The 25,233-nt window shown below is 74.8% G+C and carries 22 protein-coding genes; 11 read left to right on the forward strand and 11 right to left on the reverse strand.

What is annotated here, in order from left to right; genetic code table 11:
- The first annotated feature begins 150 nt into the window (after window positions 1–150).
- Window positions 151–603 (forward strand): universal stress protein, encoded by a 453-nt coding sequence (locus E9529_RS12315; RefSeq protein WP_158544484.1) that lies wholly within the window; start codon window positions 151–153, stop codon window positions 601–603.
- Window positions 604–1,071: 468 nt separating this feature from the next.
- Here E9529_RS12315 and E9529_RS12320 read toward each other — a convergent pair whose 3' ends face one another.
- Entirely contained in the window at window positions 1,072–2,157 is a 1,086-nt protein-coding gene (locus E9529_RS12320) for an ArdC-like ssDNA-binding domain-containing protein (protein WP_236831437.1), read from the reverse strand.
- A gap of 958 nt (window positions 2,158–3,115) precedes the next feature.
- On the opposite strand from E9529_RS12320, the gene E9529_RS12325 reads away from it, so the two are divergent.
- Both E9529_RS12325 and E9529_RS12330 read left to right on the forward strand, forming a co-directional pair.
- The gene (locus E9529_RS12325) at window positions 3,116–3,325 is read left to right on the forward strand and encodes an AlpA family transcriptional regulator (RefSeq protein ID WP_113810713.1); all 210 of its coding nucleotides are present in this window, start codon (window positions 3,116–3,118) and stop codon (window positions 3,323–3,325) included.
- 178 nt (window positions 3,326–3,503) lie between these two features.
- Window positions 3,504–4,163, forward strand: a complete 660-nt coding sequence (locus E9529_RS12330) for a hypothetical protein (RefSeq protein ID WP_113810714.1) — start codon at window positions 3,504–3,506, stop codon at window positions 4,161–4,163.
- A 362-nt stretch (window positions 4,164–4,525) separates the two neighbouring features.
- On the opposite strand, the gene E9529_RS12335 is transcribed toward E9529_RS12330, so the two are convergent.
- Complete coding sequence (locus tag E9529_RS12335; RefSeq protein ID WP_142023914.1) at window positions 4,526–5,752, reverse strand: hypothetical protein; 1,227 nt, start codon at window positions 5,750–5,752, stop codon at window positions 4,526–4,528.
- A gap of 161 nt (window positions 5,753–5,913) precedes the next feature.
- Here E9529_RS12335 and E9529_RS12340 point away from each other — a divergent pair, with 161 nt between their 5' ends.
- Both E9529_RS12340 and E9529_RS12345 read left to right on the forward strand, forming a co-directional pair.
- Window positions 5,914–6,312 (forward strand): antitoxin Xre/MbcA/ParS toxin-binding domain-containing protein, encoded by a 399-nt coding sequence (locus E9529_RS12340; RefSeq protein WP_236831438.1) that lies wholly within the window; start codon window positions 5,914–5,916, stop codon window positions 6,310–6,312.
- 3 nt (window positions 6,313–6,315) lie between these two features.
- Window positions 6,316–6,873 (forward strand): RES domain-containing protein, encoded by a 558-nt coding sequence (locus E9529_RS12345; protein ID WP_113810717.1) that lies wholly within the window; start codon window positions 6,316–6,318, stop codon window positions 6,871–6,873.
- Between the two features lie 215 nt (window positions 6,874–7,088).
- Here E9529_RS12345 and E9529_RS12350 read toward each other — a convergent pair whose 3' ends face one another.
- Both E9529_RS12350 and E9529_RS12355 read right to left on the reverse strand, forming a co-directional pair.
- Window positions 7,089–7,595, reverse strand: a complete 507-nt coding sequence (locus E9529_RS12350; protein WP_236831439.1) for a hypothetical protein — start codon at window positions 7,593–7,595, stop codon at window positions 7,089–7,091.
- 166 nt (window positions 7,596–7,761) lie between these two features.
- Window positions 7,762–8,142, reverse strand: coding sequence for an OsmC family protein (locus E9529_RS12355; RefSeq protein ID WP_236831440.1), 381 nt, complete (start codon window positions 8,140–8,142; stop codon window positions 7,762–7,764).
- 258 nt (window positions 8,143–8,400) lie between these two features.
- Between E9529_RS12355 and E9529_RS12360 the strand changes: the two genes are divergently transcribed.
- From E9529_RS12360 to codB, 4 genes are all read left to right on the forward strand, one after another.
- Window positions 8,401–9,990, forward strand: coding sequence for a helicase HerA-like domain-containing protein (locus E9529_RS12360; protein ID WP_236831441.1), 1,590 nt, complete (start codon window positions 8,401–8,403; stop codon window positions 9,988–9,990).
- A gap of 108 nt (window positions 9,991–10,098) precedes the next feature.
- A complete protein-coding gene (locus E9529_RS12365) occupies window positions 10,099–10,311 on the forward strand; it encodes a hypothetical protein (protein WP_236831442.1) in 213 nt (70 codons plus the stop codon).
- A 158-nt stretch (window positions 10,312–10,469) separates the two neighbouring features.
- Window positions 10,470–10,952 (forward strand): nucleoside deaminase, encoded by a 483-nt coding sequence (locus E9529_RS12370; protein ID WP_236831443.1) that lies wholly within the window; start codon window positions 10,470–10,472, stop codon window positions 10,950–10,952.
- On the forward strand, window positions 10,949–12,274 hold the full coding sequence (codB, locus tag E9529_RS12375; RefSeq protein ID WP_236831444.1) for a cytosine permease: 1,326 nt from the start codon (window positions 10,949–10,951) through the stop codon (window positions 12,272–12,274). The genes E9529_RS12370 and codB overlap by 4 nt, the downstream gene beginning before the upstream one ends.
- Here codB and E9529_RS12380 read toward each other — a convergent pair.
- Complete coding sequence (locus E9529_RS12380; RefSeq protein WP_236831445.1) at window positions 12,258–12,755, reverse strand: GtrA family protein; 498 nt, start codon at window positions 12,753–12,755, stop codon at window positions 12,258–12,260. The genes codB and E9529_RS12380 overlap by 17 nt on opposite strands.
- A gap of 60 nt (window positions 12,756–12,815) precedes the next feature.
- Window positions 12,816–14,546: an LGFP repeat-containing protein gene (locus E9529_RS12385; protein WP_236831446.1), complete on the reverse strand. Its 1,731-nt coding sequence runs from the start codon at window positions 14,544–14,546 to the stop codon at window positions 12,816–12,818.
- Window positions 14,547–14,768: 222 nt separating this feature from the next.
- Here E9529_RS12385 and E9529_RS12390 point away from each other — a divergent pair, with 222 nt between their 5' ends.
- Entirely contained in the window at window positions 14,769–15,431 is a 663-nt protein-coding gene (locus tag E9529_RS12390; protein ID WP_236831447.1) for a hypothetical protein, read from the forward strand.
- Between the two features lie 10 nt (window positions 15,432–15,441).
- Here E9529_RS12390 and E9529_RS12395 read toward each other — a convergent pair whose 3' ends face one another.
- The 4 genes from E9529_RS12395 to E9529_RS12410 all read right to left on the reverse strand — a co-directional run bounded on the left by E9529_RS12395 (window position 15,442) and on the right by E9529_RS12410 (window position 20,332).
- Complete coding sequence (locus tag E9529_RS12395) at window positions 15,442–16,695, reverse strand: MFS transporter (RefSeq protein WP_236831448.1); 1,254 nt, start codon at window positions 16,693–16,695, stop codon at window positions 15,442–15,444.
- Window positions 16,696–16,931: 236 nt separating this feature from the next.
- Entirely contained in the window at window positions 16,932–18,383 is a 1,452-nt protein-coding gene (locus E9529_RS12400) for an esterase (RefSeq protein WP_236831449.1), read from the reverse strand.
- Window positions 18,384–18,477: 94 nt separating this feature from the next.
- Window positions 18,478–20,016: an acetolactate synthase large subunit gene (locus E9529_RS12405; RefSeq protein WP_236831450.1), complete on the reverse strand. Its 1,539-nt coding sequence runs from the start codon at window positions 20,014–20,016 to the stop codon at window positions 18,478–18,480.
- Window positions 20,017–20,020: 4 nt separating this feature from the next.
- Entirely contained in the window at window positions 20,021–20,332 is a 312-nt protein-coding gene (locus tag E9529_RS12410) for an EthD family reductase (RefSeq protein WP_236831451.1), read from the reverse strand.
- Between the two features lie 196 nt (window positions 20,333–20,528).
- Between E9529_RS12410 and E9529_RS12415 the strand changes: the two genes are divergently transcribed.
- Window positions 20,529–20,825 (forward strand): WXG100 family type VII secretion target, encoded by a 297-nt coding sequence (locus E9529_RS12415; protein WP_236831452.1) that lies wholly within the window; start codon window positions 20,529–20,531, stop codon window positions 20,823–20,825.
- A 74-nt stretch (window positions 20,826–20,899) separates the two neighbouring features.
- On the opposite strand, the gene E9529_RS12420 is transcribed toward E9529_RS12415, so the two are convergent.
- Window positions 20,900–25,225, reverse strand: coding sequence for an FtsK/SpoIIIE domain-containing protein (locus E9529_RS12420; protein WP_236831453.1), 4,326 nt, complete (start codon window positions 25,223–25,225; stop codon window positions 20,900–20,902).
- Between the last annotated feature and the right edge of the window lie 8 nt (window positions 25,226–25,233).

Genomic DNA, 25,233 nt, shown 5'->3' on the forward strand with positions numbered 1-25,233 from the left:
GGTCACGCCCCCGTTCCGCGTCGCGACCGACGAGGAGATCGCCGCGCTCCAGCCGGTCTGGGGTCGTGCGTCGCAGCGGCAGGCGACGGCGGACACCGAGCGCGAGCCGGACGCCAGGCGGCGGAGGTGACACGGGCCATCCCGGGGCCGGTGGCCGCGGTCGTCACCGACGATCTGGAGGCGGTACGCGCCGTTCGACACGCCGTCCGCCTGGCGCGCGACTGGGACCGGCCCCTTCTGCTCCTCGTCCCTCTGCCTGGTACCGGGCTGTCTCTGGACCCAGCGCTGCACGAGGTCGCACGCCGGCGCCGCGAGCGCGATGCGGCAGCGGTGCTCGGCCGGATCACCCCCGCCCTCGGCGGGCGGCCGGCGCCCGCGCACGTGGTCACCTACCGCCCAGTCCGTGCCCGGACGCCGGCCCTCACCGCGGCACTGCGAGCCGCGCGACGGGCCGGCGCCGAGGTCGTCGTCTGCGGCCCCCGCGCCGCGGGCCGGACGGGCACCCGAGGGTTGGTTCTGCTCGACCCGGTCACCGGGCTAGCGGCGAGCGGCCAGCCTGCGCCGTCGCCGTCCGAGGGCGTCGGGGAGCATGTTCCCCGCTGACCCGCCACGCAGGCTACCGAGGCCCTGCGGCGAACGTGGCTCCCCGCCGCGGCGGCCGCATGGGCCCTTCGGCAGGGCGTCGACCTAGTCATCGGGTCAACGGCAGCGGTCAGCTCAGCAAGGAGCGCGGCGGCCTTCTCCGCTTCCTGCCTCGCCTGCTTGGCGCGGGTCAGGGCATGGGGGGAACCGCCCGGCCCCTCCGCCGCTGCCGCGACGAGGGCGGCGGCGGCCTGGTCCAGGGGCGGCCCGGCAACGGCGACTGCGGCGGGTCGCCGTCCAGCCGGGGGACCACGGCTGCCTTGGCGACCCGCTTCCGGGCCAGCCCTGTCGACTTGGCCACCTTTACTCTCCCGGCCGGTGGTCAGGGCGGCAACTGTCGTGGTCATCGTGGGTTCTCCTTCGATGTTTCTGTGGGGTGGCGGTGCTCTCGGTGGGGTGCTGGTGGCGGCCATGTCGCGCTCTCCCCGCTCAGGTGGTGGCAAGAGACGCGGGCACCGGCGGTCGGCCCGGCCGGTCCGGCTGGCGGGGCCGCGTCCCCGTCCCCCGTGCGGCGTTCTCGGTGCTCTCGGCGCCGTCGAGGTGGTCGAGGATGCGGCGGGCGGCGGCGGTCACCGTCGCGGCGGCGGCGCGGACGATGTCGGTGTCCCCGGCTGACCAGGCGGCGACGTAGGGGACGGTGTAGGCGCCGGCGTCCAGCCCGGCCCAGGCGGTGACGATGTAGGCGATCGACCCGGCTTCGGCCTCGGCCCGCCCGCGGCACCCCCGGTAGTCGAAGTCGTCGGCGGTGTGCCCGCACTCGATGTGCGCCAGTTCGTGAGCGAGGGTCTTGACCGCCTGCGCCTCGGGGACGTCCGGGCGCACGCGGACGGTGCGGGCGGCCGGGTCGGTGAGGCCGTTGGCCTGCTCGCAGGCCTCGCGGACGAGCGTGTAGCCGTGGCCGGCGACCTGGGTGGCCAGCGCGTCCCACAGGGCGGCGGGGGCGTCACCGGTGAGCAGCTCGGGGACGATGTCGGGCAGCGGGTCGCCGTCGGTCTGGGAGATGTCGAAGACGTGCGCGACCCGGAACCCGCGCAGCACCCGCGCCCCGGCACGCTGGTCGGCGTCCCCGCCGGCCGGCTCCCTCGCCGTGCCCGTCGCCGTCGCGGCGGCGGGTGCCGCCTGGCCGGGGTCGGTGTTCTTGGGGGTGTAGGTGCACGGCGCCAGGACCGCGAGCCCGGTGGACCCCTTGACCACGCTGCGGCCCAGCGCCTTCCAGGTGCCGAACCCGGCAACCCGGGTCGGGCTGATGCCCAGCCGCGCGGCCTGCAGCTCGATCAGCATCTGGTTGTTGAGGCTGTAGGTGTGGAACTTCGCGGCGGCATCGAGCATCGCCCGCCACTGCGGATCGGCGGTCAGCTGCTCGACCTGCTCGCCGATCTGGTCGTGCAGGGCGGCGATCTTCGCTGCGCGCGCGGCGTCGGCGGCTTCCCGTTGCGGCTCGCTGAGGCGGGCGCGCCTACCCCGCTCGTCCTTGCCGGTGCGGCTGCTACTGGTTGTGCTGTTGGTGCTGGTCATCTGGACCCTCCCGGAACTGGAGCCGAAGCCGGTACGGAAGGGACTGCGGAACAGGTGTCCTGCCACCCATTCCCCCGGCCCGTCCGGCACAGAGCTCTGCTCAGGGGCCGGGAGCGACGGCGGGGGACGACCGGACCAAGACTGCTTCCGCAGCGCAGCGCCCGAAGGGCGGAAGGATCTTGGTCCGGTCGGGAGGAGACGGCGCGGGAGGCCCTTACGCTGAGCTGCCGGACGGGTCGGGGGACCAGCAAGGACAGCCCGCCGCAGGCGGACGGTGACGACGGCGCAGCCGGCGCCGCGCGCAGCGTGGCCCGATGTGTGCTCCTGGCCCACCCCACCGGCCCCGGCGCGACGACGGCGACGGCGCGCCCACCGGTCAGCGAGCCCCATCACCCGACACGTCGCGGAGAGACCAGAGGGACCGGCCACGGGCACTGCCGTCCCGCCGGGCCCCGGGTGCGGTGTCGTGCGCCATGAGTCGAGCGTGGCCAGGCCAGCGCCCGCCCAATGGTGTCGGTCCCGATGTTGTGGACAGGAGCCATCGTCCACAGGGACCGGTTGCGCGGGAGCGTCCCGATGCCCGGGCCTGCACCGGCTGGCTGCAGGACAACAGGAGGAGAACCGGAGGAAGGCCATCCGCAGAACGTGGTTCCCAAGCGCGGGCGGCGCAGGCCGGTCAGGGACAGGGCCGCGGAGCGACAACCGGGGATCAACCGGAGACGAACAGGAGGCGGTCCGGGGAGACCCCCTGATCGAGACGGGGCCGAACCCGGCCGTAGTACCGGGAGGCTGTCCACCGGCCGGTCTCCGTCGCTAGCAGGTGCCCCCCACCGGTGGCCGTACAGGGGAAGAACCGGAGCCCGTCAGAAAAGGCTGGCTGTGAGGTGTCACCAGCGGGCCCGAAATGGCGCCTTCTGTGGTGAAGGCACCGCCACCGACGACTTCCGGGGAGCCAGCCATGCCCGACCCCACCGCCGGCCACGAGCCGGAGCTGCTGACCATCACCGAGGCCGCCGACGTGCTGCGCGCGCCGGTGGCCACTCTCCGGTACTGGCGACACCTCGGCACCGGCCCGAACAGCTTCCGGCTCGGCCGGCGCGTCCTCTACCGCCGCGTCGACCTGCGCGCCTGGATCGACGCACAAGCTGACCAGTCCCCCCGCCGATAGCCCCGCGCCCGGCGGAGGGCGGCTGGGCGGGGCGCGAAGCCGCGTCGGACTCCCGGCAGACGGTGCGGCCGTGTGGCCAGCCCTGTCTGTGGACGACGACGGCCGTGCACAGAAGCCGGCCGGGACAGGCTCCGGCGGCGCCGGAACGGCGACGCTCGCATCACCGAGAGGAGCAGCGATGGGATGGATGGGCCCGGTCGTGGGCGGCCAGGAGCACGAGGGCTGGGTGGTGCCGCTGTTCGCCGACGGCGCGCAAGGCGCCGGCACCACCAGCGCCCGCGGGGTGCTGATCGCCCGCCGGCCCGACGACGGGCCCTGCGACGGCGACCGGGTCCGGCTGACCTACCGCAACGGTGCCACCGCCGAGGGCGTCTGGTCCGACGGCACGGTCATCGGCGATGACGGGATCATGCCCGCCGACGCCGGCGACCCGGTGCACTGCGAGGTGATCGAGGAGGCCGACCAGTGGCGTCCGGACGCGGAGGTGGTCGGCTGGGTCGCCGGCTGCACCTGTGGCTGGCGCGGCATCCCCTGGGCCCGCGTGACCGCATGGGAGCTGGCCGACCCGGCGGCGCGGCAGCTGGTCGTTGCCGGTCCGTGGGCCGACCTGGAGGCCGCCGACGAGACGCAGGTCATCGCCGAGTGGCGCCGGCACATCGCCGGATGGCAAGCCCTCGAGGACGTCGAGGCGGCCGCCGCCGGGCAGGCCGCCGCCGCCCGCGCGCTGGACGAGGCGGTGCGCGCCGCCGTCGCGGCCGGGGCCTCGTGGGCCGACATCGGCCGGGTCACCGGCCTGACCGGCCGGTCGGCGGCCGAGCGGTGGTCCCCCCGTGGCTGAGCAGCCGACCGGCCAGCCCGGACCGAACGAGCAAATCCCGTCAAGGGCGGCGCATCCCGCTCGTCGTCGACCTCGACGGCGAGCCGCTGGCCCCGCTGCGCGCCCTGGAAGAGATCCTGCTGCGCCTGGGCACGTGGGAGGACGACGACCAGCAGGATCCGGGCACCGAGACCGAGCCGCTGCGATTGCCGGCGCCACTGGCCAACCGGGTCGCCCTCGCCGCTGTCCAGCGCCTGCTAAGCGCCCTGGCGCCCACCCAGTCCCGGCCACCACGGTGCGGCCGGCTGCTCGCCCCGGACGGCCGCTACGAGTACGCGCTCACCCTGCCCGGCGCCGGAGTCGACGGTGACCGCCCGTCCTGGTCACGCCACTCGCCGGCCGAGGTTGGCGCGGATGTCGGCGGCCACGTCCGAGAGATGCCGGTAGGTGTCGGTGGGCAGCCGCCAGCCGATTCCCGCCTCGGCGAGGACGTCGTTCCCCGCTCGGGTGGACAGTGCGGCTTGCTCGGCATCCCGGGAGATCTTGTTGAGTCGCCAGCTGGGCGAGGCGGGCATGCGGTCGATCTCGGACAGTTCGCGGTGGCGTGCGCGCACGGCGTGCTCGCGCCAGCTGTTTATCATGCTGCTGGCGCCGTCCGGGCAGCAGGAGCTCTCCGGGCAGACCAGCGTGGCCCGTAGCAGCCGGTTCTCGAGCAGCTTCTGGCCATGGCTGCGGTCGAGGCTGCGGCCGAAGGCGGTGAAGTACACGTTGGCCTCGCCGCCGCCCGTGCGGGGCTTGTCGCTGGGACGCCTGCGGGCCAGCAACTGGGGAAAGTGGCCGGCCTCGCCGTGCCCGGGACCGGTCTCGTAGCCGGCGGCTCCCACGCCGGTAAGGGCTGCACCGTAGAGGCCTTGGCGCCAGGACAGCACCCGCCGTCCGGCGGCGGCGTGCTGGGTGGCGGTCATCAGCGTGGCGATGGCGTCGTAGCTGGCGGTCCGCTGCTTGGACCAGGACATCGACAGCGCCACGTAGCGGGTGTTCATCTCATCAGCGGTAGCGAGGAACGGGTCCAGCCCGGCCGGCCAGGTGGACTGGGGGCCGAACTGGTGCAGGGACGCGGCGAAGACCGGCGCGACGGGCAGGTCGATGTCTTCGCGCTCCAGATAGCGGGCGGTCCGGATCAACAGGCTGCGGTTGACCTCCAGCCAGGCGCTGTTTCGCCGGTCGACGTAGACGTAGGGCGGAATGAGCACCGTAGCGCCCTGCTCGCGCTGGAAGCCGATTACCTGGTCGACCAGTTCGTCCTGCAGTTCGTGGTGGCCGAGGTCTGCCGGGGTCAGCTTGTCTGCGGTGGCGTACGGCAGTCGCGCCCAGCCATTGCTCGGCGACTGCTGATCGGCCAGCAGCGGGGTGAGCGGGTCGACCAAGAACGGCACCCCGGCTGCATCCGCAGTCTCCCGGAGGCCCGGCCGCTCCATCGCCACCTGCGCATCGGCAACCACCCCGGTGAGCGGCAGCTCCCGCAGGGGCCACAGTCCGCTGGCGGCCGGGGCGCACAGATCCTTGACGAGCAGGTGGTCACCGCGACCGGCCCTGATCAACAGATCCATCGGTGAGTCTCCTACCACAGAGTTACCGAACTGTGACGCTTGCGGGGTGAACGTTAGCACGAACTTGACGATGTACCTAGCGGCGAACGGTGAGGATGTATAGCGTCTACCTCGCAGGCCGAACGGACCGATCGGCGCTGCCTCAGAAGGAGACCAGTCAGATGAGCCCGACCCGCACCGCCGCGGCGGCGGCGTCCCAGCCTGCGTCGCACGACCCGGCCGGAGACTCCCCCGTCTACCGCCATGTCGTGGCCGACACGCGCCGCGCGCTCACCCTCGCCGAGATCGGGGAGATCGTCGGCGCCGGAGAGCGCGCAGTGCAGAAATGGGCCGCCGGCGCCGCGCGGCCCGAGGGCACCAAGCGCGACCGGCTGCTGGAGCTGCAGTACGTCATCGCAGAGCTCTCCGACGTCTACAAGCCCGAAGGCATCGACATCTGGCTGCACGCCCGACAACGCGCCCTAGGCGACCGCCGCCCGATCGACGTACTGAAGGCAGGCGACTTCGAGACCGTGCTGCGACTGGTGCAGCGCCTCGCCGGCGGGCCGAAGGTTCGGTAAGGCGTGCAGCGCTCCATCGCCGAACGCGTCGCGGCCGTGCCACCGATCAGCGTGCACGGCACCTTCTACCGACACGCGGCGGTCAACCGCGACGCCTTCGCCGGCGGCGACCAGGGACGCTGGGGAGAGACGTTTCCCGTCATCTACCTCGGCCGTCCACCGACGTCAGTCACCGCCGAGGCCTACAGGCACCTGGTCGAGGCCTACGGGATCCCCGTCGAGCTTGTGCAGCCGCGCCGCTTCTATACCGTCACCGTGGATGTCGACGCGGTGCTCGACCTCACCAACCCCCACAACGTCGCCGCCGTGGGACTCTCCGCTGCCGACCTGAGGTCCGAGGTCGACGACTACGCCGCCTGCCAGCGCGTCGCCGCCGCCGCCCACCAGCTCGAGCTGCATGCCGTCCTCGCCCCCTCGGCCACCGGCCTGGGCGAGACGCTCGCGCTCTTCCGGGAACGGATCACCCTGCGGGAGATGCCGGTGGTGCGCACCGAGGAGACCTGGAACACGCTGCCGGCCGACCCACGCCAGCTCCGCGCCGTCCCGCCCAGGCAGGCCTGACCCAAGTCATCCCACACCGGGCTCCTGACTGACCTGCGCGGTAGTGGACCAGGCCGCCGCCCCGGCGCCACAGCGGTCACGCCCCCGAGACCAGGCGCGGGGCTGACGGGCGGACTGTCTCACAATCTCGGTCCGCACATAGTCCGCAGAAAGTCCGCAAGACACCCAGAACGCGCCGTCCTCGACCAACGACACTTCACGCCTATACATGCAGCTCAGAACGGGAGTTTGCGCGAACTATGCTGCTCAGGGGAGAGCGGCATAATCATGTCGGGGATGACCACGTGCAGCCGCGAGCCGTCGGGCATCATCGCGTCCACGAACGGGGTCGACATGTCGATGCGTCGACCCGAGGTGCGCAGCATCCGCTCCACCAGGTCGGCCAGCTCACCCGGCGCCAGGATCGTCGTGGTCAGCTCGCTCCGGCCTCGGCGGGCGACGAACACCCGGCCGGGCTCGTTGACCCAGATCTCCTCGACCTCGGGGTCGTCCAGGTAGCGCTGCAGCGGCCCGAACCCGGCCACCCGGTCCAGCACGTCGCGCACCACGGACTCGACGTCGCCGATCGGCGGCAGCGCGGAGGTCAGCGACCGCTCGGAGTAGTCGGCGACGACGTCGCGCACCAGCAGCCGCACCGGGCCCGGGTCGGTGAACGGGTCCAGCCCACGCCGGCGGATCAGCTCGCGGACCTCACCGTCCACGACGTCCAGAGCAGTCGGCACGCCCATCCCCCGTCGAGCCGCGAGCAGTCGAATCGCAGCGGACTGTAAGGAAACGGATCAGTCCGATGGGGTGACGTCAGGCGATCTGTGGACAGACCCCGGCCCGATCGGGGCCAGGAACACCCAGCCGGGTGACAGTGCGGGCGGTCGAGGTGCGCCGGACGCGTCAGCCGGCGCGACGCACGGCCAGCTGCGGCGGTGCGGCCAGCGACTGCGCCACCACGCAGTACCGCTCGGTGAGCTGGGCGAGCTTCGCCAGCGTCGCGTCGTCGGCGTCGGTGTCCAGCTCGGCGTCCACGGTGACCGGGCCGAGCCCGACCGGCACCTCCCGCGAGACGCCGAGCGTGCCGCGGGCGTCCATGGTGGCGCGCGCCGAGAGCGACGCCGACCGGATCTCCACGCCCATCGCCGTCGCCACGCTGCGCATCGTCACGCCGGTGCAGGCCAGCAGCGCCTGCAGCAGCATGTCGCCCGAGCAGGCGTCCGAGCCGTCCCCACCGGTGGCCGGGTGCAGGCCGGCGCGGGCCGGCCCCGACCAGGTCTGCACCGTGCAGTGATCCCCGGGTCGGCGAACTCGGCGCTCGCCTCCATCTGCGCGCACGCCGACGGCGGGTCGTCGCGGTAGCGCTGCTTGAGCGGTGCCTGCAGTTCACGCAGTCGCGCGGCGTCCATCCGACCTCCCGGGACGTGGCCGACCCCGGCGGGTGGCGTCCCCATCGTCAGGGCTGCCGAGGCGCTCCGCCAGACCTCGAGGGGACCCGCTTCGGACGGCGCACCTGCGGTGCTCCGGGATAGCGTGCGCGCCGTGAGCGAGGACGACGCAGCCCCCGTGACCACCACCGACGACGCGGCCGGGAGGATCGCGGCCGGGTACGCCACCGCCGGGCCCGCGGTGGAGCTCGGTGCGGTGATGCACGACGGCCGGCCGCACCCCGGGGCGGCCGTGCGGGTGCCCCTCGCCATGCTCAACCGGCACGGGCTGATCGCCGGCGCGACGGGCACCGGCAAGACCAAGACGCTGCAACTGCTGGCCGAGCAGCTCTCCGCGGCCGGCGTGCCCGTCGTGGTCGCCGACATCAAGGGTGACCTCAGCGGCCTCGCCCGGGCTGGCACGCCCGGCGACCGGATCACCCAGCGCGCCGCCCAGACCGGTGACCAGTGGCAGCCCACGGCCTACCCGGTGGAGTTCCTCGCGCTCGGCGGGCTCGGCACGGGTGTGCCGGTGCGCTGCACGCTCACCGACTTCGGGCCCCTGCTGCTGTCGAAGGTCCTGGACCTCAACGCCACCCAGGAGAGCTCGCTCGGGCTCATCTACCACTACGCCGACGGCGCGGGCCTCCCGCTGCTCGACCTCCAGGACCTGCGCGCGGTCGTCCAGTGGCTGCTGTCGGACGAGGGCAAGCCGGAGCTGAAGAACCTCGGTGGGCTCTCCACCGCGACGGCCGGGGTCATCCTGCGCAAGCTGATCGCCCTGGCCGAGCTGGGCGGGGACGTCTTCTTCGGCGAGCCTGAATTCGATCCCGCCGACCTGATGCGCACCGCCGAGGACGGCCGCGGGGTCGTCACCGCCGTCGAGCTCGCCGCCGTGCAGGACCGGCCGGCGCTGTTCTCCACCTTCCTCATGTGGCTGCTCGCCGAGCTGTTCGAGGAGCTGCCCGAGGTCGGCGACGTCGACAAGCCGAAGCTGGTCTTCTTCTTCGACGAGGCGCACCTGCTGTTCAGCAACGCGAGCAAGGCGTTCCTGGAGTCGGTCACGCAGACCGTGCGGCTGATCCGCTCGAAGGGTGTCGGGATCTTCTTCGTCACGCAGAACCCGACCGACGTGCCCAGCGCCGTCCTCGGCCAGCTCGGCAACCGGGTGCAGCACGCGCTGCGGACCTTCACCCCCGAGGACGCGACGGCGCTGCGGAAGACGGTCTCCACCTTCCCGAGGACGGCGGACTACGACCTCGAGGAGCTGCTCACCGGCCTCGGGATCGGCGAGGCGGCGGTGACCGTGCTGTCCGACCGCGGCACCCCCACGCCGGTCGCCTGGACGATGCTCCGGGCCCCGCGCTCGCTCATGGCGCCGATCGAGCCGGCCGCGATGGCGGAGGCGGTCCGAAGCTCACCGTTGCAGGCCAAGTACGGGCAGCCGGTCGACCGCGACTCCGCCTACGAGCGCCTCGCCGCCCGGGTCTCCCCGTCCCGGCCCACCCCTGACGCCGAGCTCCCCGAGAACGCGGAGCGGTCGACGCCGCGCCGACGAGCGGCCCCGGCGCCCCCGTCGGAGGAGGGCGGGCTCAGCCGGGTGCTGGAGTCGCCGGTCTTCCGATCGTTCGCCCGGTCGGCGGCCTCCGCGCTCGGCCGGGAGCTCACCCGCGGGCTGTTCGGCACCCGGCGGCGCCGTCGCTGACCGGACGCCCCCGGCGGCGGCCCGGGATGCCGTCGGTGCGGCAGATCATCACGGGATCACCGCACGGCCGCAGTCAGATCGTCATATGGCTCCGGCACGCTCTCGCGCATGACGGCGACACTCCACGCGACGAGCTCCTACGCCGCCTCGGCGGCCCACCTCCCCGGTGCCAGGCCCCTCACCCATGCCGTCGCGCGGCCGGTCGTCGACGGTCTCGACCAGTCGCTGTGCGGCGTCCTGGTGAGCGTCCGGTCCCAGGAGGACTGGGTCACCGTGCCCGGTTCCAGTCGGTGCGAGGAGTGCACGCGCATCGCCGGGTGATGCCCGCGGGCCCCGAGCTGACGCCGTCCCGGCGTCGACACCCCCTCCGGCGGGACCGCCGATGCCCAGTCGTGACCTGACGGGAACGCACAGGTCATGGACGTCGGGCACCGTCCCTGCCATGGTTCGGCACCACGCCGACCGGAACGGGGAGACGCATGACGGTCCCACTGGACGAGCAAACCGCCCGCAAGTGGCTGGCGGTCGCGATCGAGGAGGCCCGGACCGGGCTGGCCGAGGGGGGCATCCCGATCGGCGGTGCGCTGATCGGGCCGGACGGCACGGTTCTCGGCCGCGGGCACAACCGCCGGGTGCAGGACGACGACCCCTCCGTGCACGGGGAGACCGACGCCTTCCGCAACGCCGGGCGCCAGGCGACCTACCGCGGCACGACGATGGTCACCACCCTCTCCCCCTGCTGGTACTGCAGCGGGCTGGTGCGCCAGTTCGGCATCTCCCGCCTCGTCGTGGGTGAGTCCCGCACCTTCACCGGCGGCCACGACTGGCTGGCCGAGCACGGCGTCGAGGTGCTGGTCCTCGACGACCCCGAGTGCGTGCAGATGATGACGGAGTTCATCGCCGCGCACCCGCGCCTGTGGAACGAGGACATCGGCGAGGACGAGCAGGAGGCCGGCAGATGAGCAGCAGCACCAGCAGTCGGGACGACGTCGCGCCGGTGGCCGGCGAGATCGATCCCGACTACCCCATCGACCCGGTCCCCCGGCACGCCCGCAAGTCGCTGTTCTCCCTGGCGGTCGTGCTGCTGGGCTTCACGTTCTTCACGCCGACGATGCTCGCCGGCGCCCAGATCGGGGCCGCCTTCGAGGTCGGCACGCTGATCTGGGTGCTCCTGCTCGGCAGCGCCGTCCTCGGCGTGTACGTCGCCGCCATCGGTGGCATCGGCGCGCGCACCGGGCTGACCACGGTGATGATGTGCCGCTACTCGCTCGGCACCACGGGCGCCAAGCTCGCCTCGCTGCTGCTCGGCGGCACGCAGGTCGGCTGGTACGGGGTCACGGTCGCGACGCTGGCCGGGCTCACCGCGAGCGCGCTGGACTGGTCGGGCCGGGGCACCGAGATCGCGCTCATGGTGGCCGGCGGCGCGATCATGGGCGTCACCGCCTACTACGGCTACAAGGGCATGTACGCCCTGTCGGTCGTCTCCGTCCCGCTGCTGCTGGTCCTGGCCGGGTGGGTGACCTGGCGGTCGCTGGAGGAGGTCGGCGGGTGGAGCGGCCTGACCGCCGTCGAGCCCACGTCGACCATGACGATCGCCGCCGCGGTCACCATCGTCGTCGGCACCTTCGCCTCCGGTGGCACCCAGGCCCCGAACTGGACCCGGTTCGCCAAGACGCCGTCGGCCGGCTTCTGGGCCTGCGTCGTCGCCTTCCTCATCGGCGAGCTGCTCATGCTCGGGTTCGGCGCGGTCGGCGCGATCTCCTTCGGCGAGGGCGACTTCGTGCTCGTCCTCTACCAGCTGGGGCTGGTCGGCTGGGGTCTGGTGTTCCTGGTCGCCAACCTGTGGACCACCAACGACAACACCGCCTACAACTTCGGCGTCGCGGGCGCGGAGATCGCCAACTCGCGGTCGAAGAAGCCGTTCGTCATCGGCGGCGTCGTCCTAGGCACGCTGCTGGCGATCACCGGCATCTACGACAACCTCATCGAGTACCTGGTCTGGCTGGGCATCCTCATCCCGCCGCTGGGCGGCGTCGTCATCGGCGACTTCCTCGCCCGGTGGCGGGGCGGCATGCCGGGCGCCTCGACGCTGCCCGCCGTCGAGTGGCGCAACCTCGCCGCCTACGTCGTCGCCGCGTTCGCCGCCTGGTGGAGCAACGAGCAGGGCTGGTTCATCCCGCCGGTCGTCGGCGTCGTCGTCGCGGTGGCGGCGGTCCTCGCCGTCCAGCAGGGACGGCGCCCCGCGCCGGCCGCGACCGGGGACGGCCTCAGCACCCCGCGGTGACGGCTCCGCCGCCGACCGCCCACCGCAGCCCCACGAACCGGGCGGCCCCCACGGCGGCGGTCACCGTCCACACCACCGCCACCGCCCCCAGCGGGCCGGCCGAGGCGGTCCACGGGTCGGACGCGGCCAGCGCCAGGCTCGTGGCCGCCAGCCCGGCCAGCGCCAGCCCGCCGCCGGCCCACTGGGCCGTCGCCCAGCCGGCGCGGTCGGTGGCGCGGAAGGTCAGCCGGCGGTGCAGCTCGTTGGCGACGGCGGTCGAGACGAGGACGCCCCCGAGGTTGGCCGCCTGGTCGCCCAGGCCGGCCAGGAGCAGGAACAGCCCCAGGTAGACCAGGTTGGACGAGCCACCGACGACCACGAACCGGGCGAACTGCGCCGGCGTCCGGTCGCTCCGCAGCCACGCCGCCACCGGCACGGGCCGGACCTCGATGCCGATGCCCGCCGGGACGACGGAGGGGCGCTCGAGGACCGCTGCTGCCATGCCCCGAGCATTCGCGACCAGGCCCTCCCGGCACATCGGGGAAGACCCCGATCTCGACCCTCAGCAGCCCCGGACCGCGTAGTCGCGCAGCGGGGGCCAGGACGAAGGGGGCGTCGTCGTCCAGTCGAATACCGAGACGCCCACCGCCCCCTGGTCGGCCGCCGCCCGGGCCATCGCGGCGTAGTCGGCGGCCCCGATCTCCAGGCCGTACCCGCCGATGATCGAGACCGCGGCGCACGGCTCCCCGAGGTTGCTGCGCACCCTGGCGATGTTCTCGCTGGTGTACCGGTAGGCGTCCCGCCAGCCCGACGCCGCCGTCCGGTTGCTCCAGTACGCCATGGGCATCCAGACCTGGTAATACGGCGCCAGCTCACGCCACGGGAACCGCGGCCAGTAGGCGGTGTTGAGCACGTCGGTGACCACCGGCGGCAGCACGATCGCCCCGAGCGTCACACCGGGCGTCTCGGCGTAGAGCCGCCTGGACAGCTCGACCAGCCGTGCGTTGCGCGTGTCGACGTCCGCGACCGTGAGGTCCTCGATGTCGACGGCGACCGCGTCGAAGGCCTGCCCCGACGCGCGGAAGGCGACCATGGCCCGCAGCCGGCGCAGGTCCGCCTCGACGTCGGTCAGGTGGGGCAGGTACCAGCCGACCACCTGCACGCCGCGCGCGTGGGCGCGAGTGAGGAACTGGCCCAGCAGGTCCGGGCTGATCAGGTCCGGGTAGCGCGGGTCGTCGGCGGCTGCCTGCAGGTAGATGGTGTCCACTCCCGCGTCGGCCATGGCGTCCACCGCCGCCGGTGCGATCGGCGGGTTCTCCCCCGCGAACTCCCGGCTGAACCGGAAGCGGGTCACCCACGTCCCCGACCGGTCGTAGGGGTCGAGGAGGGCGACCCGCGTCGCGCCGGTGGCCGCGTCGAACCGGATGAAGCCGCCCTCGAAGTCGCTCTGCCGGCCTCCGGGAACGGCGTACTCGTCAGTGATCGGGTAGCCCAGCGGGCTGCGCTCCCAGCCGAGGGAGCCGTACCGGGCCCAGATCGCCCCGCGGACCTCGTGCGCGCCGGTCCGCGGCGTGAAGTAGATGGTGCCGTGCTCGAAGTTGCCGTACCGGCCGATCCCGTCCGGGGTCCCGCGCTCGTCGGTGATGGGGTACCCGAGGGCGCTCCGCTCCCAGCCGAGCAACCCGTAGCGGGCCCAGATCGCCCCGCGGACCTCGTGCGCGCCCGTACGCGGCGTGAAGTAGATCGTGCCGCGCTCGAAGTTGCTGTAGCGGCCGATGCCGTCGGGGGTGCCTCGCTCGTCGGTGATCGGGTACCCGAGTGGGCTGGACTCCCGGCCCAGCGCGTTCCACGTCCCCCAGATCGCCCCACGCACCTCGTGCGCCCCCGTCGCCGGGGTGAAGCTGATCGACCCCCGCTGGAAGTCGTTGAACCGCCCCCGCCCGTCCGGCGTCCCCAGCTCATCGGTCAGCGGGAAGCCCAGAACGCTGCTCTCGCGGCCGAGGGCCTGCCACTTCCCGAGCACCGCGCCGTGCACCTCGTGCGCGCCGGTGGCCTGGGACCAGGAGATCGTCCCCCCGCCGTAGTCCTGGGCACGCCCTCCGGCGGCGGCGAACGGCGCGCCCACCGGTGCCCCCAGGAAGGACGTCGCCCCACCGAGCTCGCAGTAGTGGCGCTCGATCGGATCGGTCTGGGTGCACGTCGCCGCGGCCGCACCCGGGAGGAAGCTGCCACCGGCAGCCAGGAGGGCGACCAGCAGGGCCGTCAGCGGCCTCGACCCGGCACGGACCCACATGGCGACCGCCCTCCTGCGGCGGTGGCCGGGCCGCGTCGGCCCGCTCCCCGCACCGCCGTTCCCGATGGTGCTCCGCGGTAGCGCCCCGCGGCAGGGTTCGTCGGCCCCCGGGACCGGTGCCGATCGACCCTCGTGCGCGCCCCCGACCCCTTGCGCGTGCGCGTCCCGTCCACCACAGTGCTGCGACCGCGAACCCAGCCGCCGAGCCTTACCGGAGCACGCATGACCACGAGCACCGCCCCCATGCAGGGCACGCGCACCGGCGTCCTCCGGCGGCTGGTGCCGCTGGCCGGCGCGGCCTCCGTCGTCGCCGCCTACGCGGGCGCCTCGCTGGGGGACCTGGGCGGCGCGGGGTTGAACCCGTCGATGGCACCCGACCTGCTCGCCGCCCGCCTGCAGGAGCACGTCGGCAGCCTGCGGGCGGGCGCCTCCCTGCTGTCGGTGGGCGCGGTGCTCGCCGCCGTCTTCGCCGGGCCGCTCTGGCAGCGGCTGCGCGCGGCGTCGGGGCCGGTGGCCGTCGTCGGGGCCGCGGGCGCGGTGCTCGCCGCCGCCCAGTGGCTCGCCTTCGCCACCGACGGGATCGGCCTGGCCACCGCCGCCGACGTGGGCAACGGTGCGACGGCGCAGGTGCTGCTCACCACCGGCTGGGAGAGCGCGCGCACCGCGGCCGTGCCCTCGCTGGTCATGGTGCTCGCGGTGGTCGTCGCCGGGTTCGGCTCCGGCTGCTTCCCGCGCTGGTTCAGCTGGTTCAGCGCCGCGACCCTGGTGCCGCTGCTCGTGGCCCTCACCGCCGTCGGACCGTCCGGGCTGCTCGGCTTCGTGTTCGGCGGCCTGTGGCTCGTCGTTGCCTCGGTCGTCCTCACCCGGGACGCACCGGCCCGCTGACCGGCGCGGCTCAGCTCCCGGGGGGCACGGGACGGCGCAGCACCGAGGGGCGGCACACCACGGCCGCGCCGAGCACCAGCACCGCCGTCACCACCAGCGCCGCACCGACCGTGAGCAGGTCGGCCAGCGCGCCGTTCAGCGCAGCGGCCAGCGGCCGGGAGCCGACGAAGCCCATCAGCCAGAGCGCCATGATCCGGCCGATGTACTCCCGCGGCACCCGGTCGTAGAGCAGCGTCGTGATGCCGTTCATCGCCAGCGTCAGCCCGATGCCACCGACGACGAACGCGACGACGGCGGCGGGCACGTTCCAGCTCGCCGCGAGCCCCACCGCCGAGCCGGCCAGCAGCACCAGCCCCGTCGTCGCCAGTTGCGCGTGGTCGAGCCACCGGACCAGGGCCACCTGCGCGAAGAAGCCGAGGAAGGCACCGGCACCGAACGCCGACGCCAGCACGCCGACGAGCTCCGGACCACCGCCGAGGACGTCGGCCAGCGAGGGCCCCAGGGTGACGGCCGGGTCGGCCCCGACGCCCACCGCGGTGACGCCGAGCAGCAGGACGCCCACCACCGGGTCGGTGCGCAGGTACCGCACCCCCGCGATGACCGACAGCCGCGGCCCGGGGGCGGTGGCCGCACCCGGCGTCCGCAGCCGGAACACCGCGATCAGGAACACCAGGTGGCCGACGGCGGCGAGCCCGAAGGCGACGCCGTAGCCCGCGGTCGCGGCCACCACGCCGCCCACCGCCGGCCCGACCGCCCGGCCCACCGAGAAGGTGAGGTTGTCCAGCGCCACGGCCCGGGCCACCTCGCCCGGCCGCACCAGCGACGGCAGCAGCGCCTGCATCGCCGGCCCGCCCACGGAGAACCCGAGCCCGACCACCAGTGCGGTGACCATGACCACCCACGGCGGCACGTCGGAGACGTCGGGGGTCAGCAGCACCCAGCCGGAGAGGATCGCCGCACCCAGCGTGCACAGGGTGCGGCCGAGCAGGATCTGCCGGCGCGGGCTGCCGCGGTCGGCCATCGCGCCGCTCAGCGGGGTCAGCACCAGCTGCGGCACGAACTGCGCGAAGCTCACCAGCCCGACGAGGAACGCCGACGCGGTGAGCTGCCAGACGAGCGCGGCGCTGGCGATGTTCTGGATCCAGATGCCGACGTTGGCCAGCAGCTTGCCGGCCCAGTAGGGCCCGAAGACGGGGTCGGTGACCAGCCGGCGGGACGGGCGGGGTGCGGCGGGCCCGGGCCCCGGTTCTCCTCCGCCGTCCACTGCCACGCAATCTAGGCAGCCCCGCCGGACGCCGGTCACCCGGGGTCGGGGGCGGCCGCCTCCTCACCGGCATGCGCCTCGCTGCGGTTCTGCGGGCTTCATGACCACCGGGAGACGCATCCCGGCGATCGACGGCGCCGGCGGGGCGGACGACGGCGCCGACCACCCCGGACGGCCGAGGGCCCTCCTCCCCGGGCGGGGAGGAGGGCCCTCAGGTCGTGCGGTGGCGCGCTACATCACGGGGTCGGGCACTCGTCGTAGAAGACGCGGGTGCCGGTGCGCACCGGGGTGGTGAACTCGCACCCGTAGTCCGGGTCGGCGACGACCTCGGGGTCGAGCACCGAGGCGCCGGCCGGCTTCACGCCGTTCTCCACCCAGTTCACCAGGTCGAGGAACTGGCTGGCCGCCTCCTCCGGGGTGTACTCGCAGTGCCCGGCGGCGCGGATCGGCCGCTGGACCAGCAGGTCGGCGTTGCCCTGGGCGGCGACGTCGCGGGCGTAGTACTGCTCCATCGAGAACGGCACGTAGTAGTCGCCGAGGGTGTGCGAGGAGAGCACCGGGACGTCGATGTCACCGGTGATCGCCGGCACCGGCACCGACAGGTACGTCGACCGGGTCTTCGGCGCCGGCGCCACCCGCTCGATGCGCTGGTCGAGGGTGCTGCCGTCCTCGAACGCGTAGTCCACCGGGTAGTCCTGGTCGGCGTTGGTCCAGACCGCGCCCGGCAGCACGCCGTCGAGCCCACCCGGCTCGGTGGTCACGACGCCGTACACGAAGTTCTGGCCCTCCCAGTAGCCGAAGGCCTCGTCGTCGCCGGGGCGCTCGCCGCCGGTGATCGCCGTGATGTTGTCGCGGAAGACCTCGCCCTCCTCGGTGAGCCCCGAGTACACCGGGGTCGCCGTGGTGGGGGTGCCCAGCGCGGCCTTGAACTGAGGCACCGCCTGCGAGAAGTACTCCGCCTGCGAGGGGAACGGGTAGGCGTCCACGCCGGAGAGCGTCTGCGCCAGCAGGTTGTAGTCGAGGAAGAAGTCGTAGAGCTCGTAGTCGCCCATGACGCCGCACATCGGCGCCGCGCCGTCCCACTCCACGCCGCGGTCCCGCTCGAGCAGCGTGCCGATGACGTGCCCGCCCATCGAGACGCCCTGCAGGTAGCGATGGTCGGCCTTCCCCACCCGCGCGTCGAAGACCTGCGCCAGCCGCTCGGTGGCGAGCGCGCCGGCCTCGATGTCGTACCGGTTCTCCCCGTAGGACGACGCCGCCCAGGCGAAGCCGTTCTCGATGTAGGTGCGCCGCAGGTCGTAGCTCGGGTCGCTGACGTAGACGGTGGTGCCGGTGCCGCGGTAGCCGTGCTCCCAGAAGACGACGTCGCCGTTCCAGTCCAGCGGCACCTCGATGCGGTAGGCCGAGCCGCGGTCGATGCCGTAGAGCACCTTGCTGATCGGGTTGCCGGCCTCGTCGGTGAGCGGCACGAACTCCGCGCCCTGCCCGCCGTTCACGTAGTCGTACCGCGGGTCGGCGACCGTCCAGCGGAGATTGTAGACGGGCTCCTTCGGGGACTGCTGGACCGGCTGCCACTCCGGGTTCGACGACTCCGGGGCGGCGAGGGCCGGGCCCCCGACGGTGAAGGCCCCGAGGCCGACGCCTGCGGCGAGGGCGAGGGGGACCAACCGGTTGCGGTGCAGGGACAAGATGCGACTCCTTCGTCGGCACTGTGCTGCGCGTCACTAGGGCGCCTCTGTCTACCCCACGGCCGGGTGAACCGCGTACTCGGGCCCGGGCCCCTCAGCGCAGCGTGGCGACGATCAGGTGCGGGCCGGGCTCGGCGAGCGCCTGGCGCAGCTGCTCGGCCAGCTCCTCCGCCGTCCCCGCTCGGCTCGCCGGCACGCCCATCCCCTCTGCGATCCCGACGAAGTCCAGCCGCGGGCCACCCAGGTCGAGCAGCTTGCGGGCGCGCTCGCCGTCGTTGGCCGCGCCGACCCGGGAGAGCTCGTGCTCGAGGATCTTGTACGAGCCGTTGTCGCAGACGATCGTCGTGATGTCGGCCTGCTCGCGGGCGTAGCTCCACAGCGCCGAGATCGTGTACATCGCGCTGCCGTCGGCCTGGATGCCGATCACCGGGCGGTCCGGGCAGGCCACCGCCGCGCCCAGCGCCATCGGCAGGCCGTCGCCGATGGCGCCGCCGGTGAGCGCCAGCCAGTCGTGCCGCGGGCCGGCCGAGGTCATCTCGGTGAGCCCGGCCCCGGAGGTGAGCGCCTCGTCGACGACGATCGCCCCCTCCGGCAGCAGCGCGCCGACGACCGCGGCCATCGTGCGCGGGGTCAGCTGGCCGGTGGGCAGTTCGGGCCGCTCGAACTCGGCGACCTCCGGCTTGGCGTCGGGCGCGACCAGGTCGGCCAGCGCCCGCAGCGCCGCGGTGCCGTCCTCCCCCGGCGCGCTGAGCACGTGCACCGAGCAGTCCTCGGGCACCGGGTGGCCGGGCACGCCGGGGTAGCCGAAGAAGTGCACGGGCGCCGTGGCGCCGGCCAGCACGAGGTGGCGGGTGCCGGCGAGCGCGGCCATCGCCATCTCCGGCGGGTAGGGCAGCCGGTGCAGGTCGGGCAGCCCGGCACCGCGCGTGGACCGGGCCGGGAAGGTCTCCACCATCAGCCGCACCCCGGTGCCCGCGGCGACCTGCGCGGCGGCCAGCTGGCCCTCCTCGCCCATGACGTCGCCGCCGAGCAGGAGCACCACCGGCTCGTCGGCGCGCACCACCGCGGCGACGTCCTCCACCACGGACGGCGCGACCCGCGGCCGCGGCCGGGCCGGGCGCGGGGCGGCGACCTCGCCGCCCTCCTCCCACGACACGTCGGCGGGGAGGACCAGCGTGGCGATGCCGCCGGTGGCGACCGCGGCCACGGCGTCGGCGGCGTCGGCGGCGACGTCGGCCGGGGACAGCGAGCGGCGCACCCACGAGGAGAAGGTGCCGGCGACGGCGTCGATGTCGGACTCCAGCGGCGCGTCCAGCCGCTTGTGCGTGCGCGCGTGGTCGCCGACGACGTTGAGCATCGGCGCCCGGCCGCGGCGGGCGTTGTGCAGGTTGGCCAGCCCGTTGCCCATGCCCGGGCCCAGGTGCAGCAGCGTCGCCGCGGGCCGGCCGGTCATGCGCGCCCAGCCGTCGGCGGCACCGGTGGCGACGCCCTCGAACAGCGTCAGCACCCCGCGCATCTCCGGGACGTCGTCCAGGGCGGCGACGAAGTGCATCTCCGACGTGCCGGGGTTGGCGAAGCAGACGTCGACGCCCGCGTCGACCAGGGTCCGGATCAGTGCCTGTGCGCCGTTCACCGGGTCAGCTCACCTGCTGGACGTCGAAGTGGGCGAACGTGGCGCCGCCGGTGGCGAAGTTGGCGAGGTCCTGCCCGGCCGCCCGCCCCTCCGGCGACCCCAGGGCCTGCTTCATCGCGTCCTCGGAGTCGAAGTCGAGCTCGGCGACCAGGTACGGCGCGGGCTGCGCCGGGTCCAGCGCCACCGCCTTGCCGTAGGTCAGCCGCACCAGGCCGGGCTGCCGCAGCGCCAGCGGCGTGTGCGTCTCCCGGTAGTAGGCGTCGAACGCCGCCGGGTCCTCCGGCTGTCCGTAGCTGACCACGAGCCTGTGCACCATCCCGAACTCCTTCCGCGGGTCTCCGCCCGCCAGCAAACAGCTCATCGGGCCGCGGCGCGAGTCCGCCGTCCACCGCCGCGCGGTTGTCCACAGGCCCCCGCCGAGCGGGCGGACCGGCTGCTCAGCGCTGTTACGTTCCGCCGCACATCCGCTCCCGCCGGTGCCCGGTGCACCCGGACCTCCTGATTGGAACCCCATGGCGAACGTCAACGTCACCTACCAGCAGATGGAAGACGCCGGTGGCCGGCTCGCCGGCGGGCGGGCCGAGATCGACGGCATGCTCGCGCAGCTGAAGGGCCTGGTCGACCAGCTCGTCGCCGAGGGCTACGTCACCGACGCCTCCAGCCGCAGCTTTGCCGCCGCCTACGACGAGTTCACCGCCGGCGCCCGCAACACCGTCGCCGGCCTCGACGGCATGGCTCAGTACCTGACCCAGGCCGCCGCCACCTTCCGCGAGGCCGACGCCCAGCTCGCCGGGGCCCTCGGCCGCTGACCGCACCGGCGCACCGCCGACGGCCGCCCCGCTCCGCGCGAGGCGGCCGTCGCCGTTCCCGGGGCCGGCCGCGGTCAGGGCGCGGTGGGGACGGCGATCGTGCGCAGAGCCCCGTCGCCGAGGTGCAGCAGCCCGCGCCCGGGCCGCACCGCGCCGCCGAGGGCGCTGCGGGGGACCCGCACCCCGATCAGGTCACCGTCGGTGCTGCCCTGCGGTGAGAGCAGCACCCCCTGCCGGGCCTTCCGCGCCTCCACCTGCCAGCCCGACAGCCCCGTGCACAGCGCGTCGGCGTTCCCGCCCAGCACCAGCCCCCGCCCCGGTACGTCCCCGCGCACGACCGCGCGGAACACCTCACCCGCGGGGCAGTCCCGCAGCACCTCGCCGTCGTCCAGCAGCAGCACCAGCGGCCGGCCGGGGTCGGCGGCCAGCAGCTCCTGCCACCGGCGGGCGGGCGCCGCGGGGTCGTCCACGACGTCGAGCACCCCGGGCCGGCCGGCCAGCGCCCGCAGCGGGGAGGGCCGCGGCGCACCGACGACGACGGCGGTGCCCTGCCGCAGCAGCGACTCCGCCATCACGGCCAGCAGCGTGCTGCGGCCCGACCGCGGCGGACCGGCGACGACGAACGCCGGCCCCCGCTCGACCAGGTCGGGGCCGGTGGCGGCCAGCTCGTCGCCACCCACGCCGACCAGTGCGAAGCCCCGGCCGGCGCCGGGCGGGCGCAGGTCCCAGGCGGCCTCGAAGCCCAGCCGCGCGGGCAGCACGTCGACGCGGAACGGGCGGGCCGCCGGCGGCAGCAGCGCGTCCCGGACGTGCGCCTCCTTCGCGATCGCGGCGAGCGCCGCCGCCTGACCCTGCCCGGACGCGTCCTCGCCGAGCAGCGCCACCTGCGTCTCCACCGCGCCCTCGACGGTGACCGCCCGGCCCGGCGGCAGCCACTCGGGCACCTGCCGGCCGGGCACGCCGACGAGCGGGTAGTCGCCGCGGTCGGCCAGCCGCAGCACCAGCCGGCCGTCGACGAGGGAGGAGAGCCGCCCGGTGCCCAGCGAACGGTCGCCGGTGACCACCACCGAGATCCCTGCCGAGCCGCCCTCGCGCACCAGCGCCGTGACGACGTCGGTGAGCCGGCCGCCGTCGAGCTCGCCGAGCACCGGGGTGAAGCCCTCCCACCGGTCGAGCAGCAGCAGGACGTGCGGCAGCCGCTCCCCCGCCGGCACCGAGCGGCGCTGCTCGGCGACGTCGGCGAAGCCGCCCTCGGCCAGCACCTGCTGGCGGCGCTCCAGCTCGCGGGCGAGCCGGTCGAGCAGCCGGGCGGCGCGCTCGGTCTGCATGCGGGTCACAACCGCGCCGCAGTGCGGCAGGTCGGCCAGCGGCAGCAGCGCCCCGTTGCCGCAGTCGAGCGCGTAGAGGTGCAGGTCGGCCGTCGAGCAGCGGGCCCCGGCGGCGCCCGCCAGGGTGCGCAGCAGCTGCGAGCGCCCGCTCCTCGGCGAGCCGACGACCAGCAGGTGCCCGTCGACCGCCGGGTCGAAGGCGGCCACCCGCCGCTCCTGGCTCGACGGGAGGTCCTGCAGGCCGTAGGGCAACCAGGTGGGGGCGGCCCCGGCCGCGAGGAGGTCGGCGGCCGCCACCCGCGCGGGCAGCGCCGGCAGCCACGGGCTGCGCTGCGCGGGCACGCCGTCGGCCTCCGCCGCCGCCCGCACGGCCTGCACCAGCACCGAGAGGTCGGTGACCTCGGCGTCGGCGGCGCGGGCGGCCGTCGCCGGTCGCCGCGGCGGCGCGTGGCCGAGCTGGTGCCAGCCCACCGGGACGACGAGCGGCGCGGCCGGGGCGGTGCTGCGCCGATCCGGCCGGCGCCCCCCGATGCGGGCGGCCTGGAACGGCACGAGCCCGCCGTGCCCGAGCCGGGCGAACCCGCGGCCCGGCGCCGCCTTCGGGATCCGGGCGGCGTCGGGCGCGTCGAGCACGTCGCTGCTGTCCGCGCCGTCGGTCACCCGGAGCGAGATGCGCAGGTTGGTGTTGGCGCGGATCTCCGGCGACACCACGCCGCTGGGCCGCTGGGTGGCCAGCAGCAGGTGGATGCCCAGCGACCGCCCCCGCTGCGCGACGTCGACCAGGCCGGTCACGAACTCGGGCAGCTCCCGCGCCAGCGACGCGAACTCGTCGATCACGATGAGCAGCCGCGGCAGGGGCGGCCGGGCCGGCTCGCGGGCCTGCAGCTCGACGTAGTCCTCGACGTCCTTCACCCCGGCGTCGGCCAGCCGGTGCTCGCGGTGGGTGAGCTCGGCCCGCAGCGAGGTGAGCGCCCGCTGCACGAGGTGGGCGTCCAGATCGGTCACCATGCCGACGGTGTGCGGCAGGTGCACGCACTCCCCGAAGGCGCTGCCGCCCTTGTAGTCGACGAGCACCAGGTTGAGCGCGTCCGGCCGGTTGGCCACCGCCAGCGAGGCGATCACCGTCTGCAGCAGCTCGGACTTGCCCGCACCGGTGGTCCCCGCGACCAGCCCGTGCGGCCCGTCGGTGCGCAGGTCGAGGGTGAACGGCCCGTGCAGCCCGGCGCCGGCGACCAGCCGGGTGCTGCGCCCCTCGAGCTGCCAGCGCGCCCGCACGCCGTCGGCGGTGGGGGGCTCCAGGCCCAGCAGGTCGAGCAGCCGCACGCTGCCCGGCAGGACGGCGTCGTCCTCCTCGAGGCTCACGTCGCGCAGCGGGGCCAGCGCACGGGCCGCCCGCTCGGCGAGCTCCACGGGCACCGGCTCGGCCAGCACCGCCGGCACCGGGTCGTGCCCGCTGCGGCGCAGCACCAGCCGGGCCTCCTCGGCCGGGTCGAGCACCGCCGTGGCCGTCGCCGCCTCCGGCAGGAAGCGCTCCTCCTCGTCGGCGCAGACGGCGTACACCCCGACCGCGGGGCCGTCCTGCAGCACCTGCGCCAGCCCGGGGGTGGCGCGCAGCGCCCGGTACCCGTCGACGACCAGCACGTGCGCGGGGAACGACTCCGGGAGGACCCGGCCGGTGCTCGCGGCGCGCCGGGCCCGGATCAGCGCCGTCAGCTCCGCGACGCGGGCGGTCACCGTCTCGGTGCCGGTACCGACGAGCGCGACCGGCCCGTCGTCGGCCGGCCGCGCGTGCGGCAGCCAGCGCACCCAGCCCCAGCCCGCCCCACCCCCCGGCGCGAGCAGCGTCAGCCCGAGGTCCCGAGGCGGGTGGGTCACCGCGAGGTGCAGCACCACCCACCGCAGCAGCCCGGCCAGCGGCCCGGCGGGCCCGGCCAGGCCGACGACACCGGCCTCGCGCAGCGGCACCACCACGGGGACGGCGTGCCCGGTGTGCTGCCCGGGCGGCTCGCCGGCGCCCGCGCGGTCGACGACCACGTGGGCGGGGAGGTCGGCCGAGCCCAGGCGCAGGTCGAGGGCGTCGGGGTCGGTGCGGCGCCGCTCCCACAGCCGGCGGCCGGGCAGGACGGCGGTGAGCAGGGCGGTCGCCGGGTCGGGGTGGGCGTCGCGCCGGCGGGCGGTCTCCTCGGCCAGCGCCGCGTCGATCCGTTCCCGGGCGCGGGCGAGCGCCCGCTCGAACTCCGCCCGCTCGCGGCGCTGCTCGCGAGCGCTCTGCCGCCGGTCCGCGACGGTGTTGCCGAGCATCATCAGCGGGCCGGCCACGGCGAAGACCAGGTAGAGCGGCGAGCGCATGACGACGGCGAGCACGATGCCGACCAGCAGCGGCGCCAGCACCATCAACCAGGGCAGCCGGCGGGGTTCGCGGCCCCTCGGCGCCTGCGGCAGCTGCACCCGCACCTCGCGCGCCGACGGCAGCAGCCGGGGTGCGCGGACGAACGCGCGCGTCCCCGGCCCGGCCGGCTCGACCGCGGCGTCGGCGACCGGGGCCGGCCCGACGACCAGCTGGGTGTCGCCGAGCTGCACGACCTGCCCGGGCGCCACCGGCACGTCCTGGTCCTCGGGCACGGGCTCGCCCTCGAGCGTGGTGCCGTTGGCGGAGCCGAGGTCGCGCAGCGTGGCGCCGTCCGCCCCCAGCCGCAGCCGGGCGTGCCGGCGGGACACCGCGCGGTCGGCGAGGCCGAACGGTCCGCCGCGGCCGAGCTCGTGCTGCCCGATCGGCAGCTCGGCCACCAGGCCGCTCGCCGGGCCGCTCAGCACCCGCAGCTGCCAGCCGCGGGCCGGCGGCGCCGTCGCGGTGGGGACCAGGTGCACGACGGCGCCGTCGACGAGGTCGCTCTCCCCGACCGGCTGGAGGTCGTCGAGCCGGGTGCCGGCGAGCCACACCCCGTACGCGGGGACACCGGCCACCCGGGCCAGCTCCTCGCCGACCCGGCCGACCGGGAGGTCGTCGTCCACGTCGACGACGACGTCGAGCGACGAGCCGTCGTCCTTCGCGATGCTCAGCTGGACCCGCACGCCCGGAC

This window comes from Blastococcus sp. KM273128, from assembly GCF_021698975.1.
Lineage (GTDB): Bacteria > Actinomycetota > Actinomycetes > Mycobacteriales > Geodermatophilaceae > Blastococcus.